This is a genomic window from Streptomyces sp. NPDC007162 (assembly GCF_040634175.1).
Lineage (GTDB): Bacteria > Actinomycetota > Actinomycetes > Streptomycetales > Streptomycetaceae > Streptomyces.
The window spans coordinates 1-1669 of the sequence record NZ_JBEYFC010000955.1; the positions used below are offsets into that span (position 1 = coordinate 1).

Annotated in this window: 2 protein-coding genes; one reads left to right on the forward strand and one right to left on the reverse strand. The window is 72.6% G+C overall.

Features of this window, described 5'->3' with window-relative positions; genetic code table 11:
- Positions 1 to 191: 191 nt before the first annotated feature.
- Positions 192 to 1106 carry an SDR family oxidoreductase gene (locus ABZ646_RS46200; protein WP_360533679.1) on the reverse strand — a complete coding sequence of 305 codons (915 nt, stop codon included), beginning with the start codon at positions 1104 to 1106 and terminating at the stop codon, positions 192 to 194.
- An 85-nt stretch (positions 1107 to 1191) separates the two neighbouring features.
- Here ABZ646_RS46200 and ABZ646_RS46205 point away from each other — a divergent pair.
- On the forward strand, positions 1192 to 1669 hold a 478-nt coding region (locus tag ABZ646_RS46205), incomplete at its 3' end, for a helix-turn-helix domain-containing protein (RefSeq protein WP_360533682.1).

Genomic DNA, 1669 nt, shown 5'->3' on the forward strand with positions numbered 1-1669 from the left:
GTTTCACCCGTACGGATTAAAAGTGCTCAAGCCGCAAGAAGGGACGTTACGCCGCCGCCTACGGTCGCGGGACGGCCCGCCCGCCCGGGGTCAGGGGCACCCCGAGCTGGCCTCGAGGCGCGCGGGCGGTGTTCGGACCCGAGGCGCGCGGCAGCCGCCGTGCGGTCGGCTGGCGGCCCCGCGCGTCTCGGTCAGGCGGCCGGGCCGAAGTAGTGGCCCTTGTCCAGGTCCTCCAGCAGCCCCGGGTGCGACGGACGCCAGTCCAGCAGTTCACGGGTGGCCGTGCTGGAGGCCGGGCTGTCCAGACCGATGAAGCCACCGAGCCAGGTGAAGTGCTCGGCCGCGTCCGCGGGCGCCACGGAGGCGACCGGTACACCGAGATGGCGGCCGATCACCTGGGCGACGTCACGGATCGCGACGCCTTCCTCGCCCGCTCCGTGCAGCACCGAGCCGGCGGGCGCCTTCTCCACGGCCAGCCGGAACAACCGTCCGACGTCGAGCCGGTGCGCGGCGGGCCACCGGTTGGCGCCGTCGCCGACGTATCCGGACACACCACGCTGCCGGGCGATGCCGATCAGCGCCGCCATGAACCCCTGGTCGCCCTCGCCGTGGCAGGTGGGGGCGAGCCGCACCACCGAGGAACGCACGCCGCGCGAGGCCAGTGCCAGTGTCGCCAGGGCGGTGGCGTGCCGCACCGAGAACGCCGCGTCGTCGACCGCGGGCATGTCCTGTTCGGTGGCCGTCCGGCCGGGAGCGATGCCGAGCAGGCCGGAGGCGAGCACGAAGGGCCGGTCGGAGCCGGCCAGCACGTCGCCGAACGCGTCCACGGCACGGCGGTCCGCTTCGGCGGCTCCGCGGAAGTCACCGCTGAAAGCGATGTCGTGCTTGAAGGCGAGGTGGATCACGCCGTCCGACGCGGCGGCGGCCTCGCGCAGCACGTCCAGGTCGTCGACGGTGCCGCGCACGACGTCCGCCCCCGCCGTGGTGAGCGCGGCGGCGGAGGCGTCCGAGCGGGCCAGTCCGACCACCTGGTGGCCCGCCTCGAGAAGTTCGGGTACGACGGCCGAGCCGAGCCAGCCGGACGCACCGGTCACGAAAACACGCATGGGAGAACCCCTGACCATCGATGACAGTGACTGACATCGACGATAGCACTCGATGTCAGTCACTGTCATCGCGTAGGATTCGGCCATGGGCAGATGGGAGCCGAACGCGCGCGAGCGCCTGGCGGCAGCGGCGTTGCAGCTCTACAGCGAGCAGGGCTACGAGCAGACGACCGTGGCACAGATCGCCCGGCAGGCGGGTCTGACCGAACGCACCTTCTTCCGGCACTACGCCGACAAACGCGAGGTGCTCTTCGCCGGCTCCCCGCTCCAGGAACTGTTCGTGGCCGCCGTCGCGCAGGCCCCGTCGTCCGCGTCGCTGCTCGACGTGCTCGGCGCCGGGCTCGACGCGGCCTCGGACATGTTCAGGGGGCGCCATCAGTACGCGCTGCGCCGGCAGGCCGTGGTCGCCGCCCACCCGGAACTCCGGGAGCGCGAGCTGATCAAGCTCGCCTCGCTCGCGGCCGCTCTCGCCGACGCCCTTCGGGGCCGAGGCGTGCCGGAACCGACCGCGGCCCTGGCCGCGGAGACCTGCGTCGCCGTCTTCAAGGTCGGCTTCGAGCAAT